The following is a 553-nucleotide window of genomic DNA, read 5'->3' as shown; positions in this document are numbered from 1 at the left end:
AAGGCTGGAGAAGCACCATGCTTAAGCTAAACAAGAACGACATTACCCTCTCGCAATCAGCGACAGATAAGTTTGCAGCAATCAAGAATATTGCGCAAAGCCTGACAGACAAAGGCCTTGTTGAACAAGGTTATGTGGAAGGCATGCTAAATCGTGAAAACCAAAACTCAACGTTTTTAGGTAACGGCATCGCGATCCCTCACGGCACAACCGACACTCGCTCAATGGTAAAAACCACTGGCGTCGCTGTTCACCACTTTCCTAAAGGTGTGGATTGGGGTGATGGAAACAAAGTCTTCGTTGCGATTGGTATCGCGGCAAAATCAGACGAGCACTTAGGCATTCTGAAGCAACTGACCAAAGTGCTAGGTGCTGATGGCGTGGAAGAGCGTCTTCGCGATGCAAAAAGCGAAGAAGACATCATTGCCCTACTTCATGGTGATGTTCAGCTTGAAGCGGACTTCGATGCGTCTCTTATCCAGCTGCTTTTCCCTGCAAGCGATATGGTACAGATGAGCGCTGTGGCAGGTGGCCTCTTGAAAAACACCGGCTG

General features: G+C 48.6%; 1 protein-coding gene. It reads left to right on the top strand.

The features are described 5' to 3' along the window. Positions 1-17: 17 nt before the first annotated feature. The coding region (locus R7R78_RS28705; RefSeq protein WP_025586018.1) for a PTS sugar transporter subunit IIA at positions 18-553 on the top strand (536 nt) is incomplete at its 3' end.

This window comes from Vibrio sp. 2134-1 (assembly GCF_033339495.1).
This window is presented reverse-complemented; position numbering and strand designations above follow the sequence as displayed.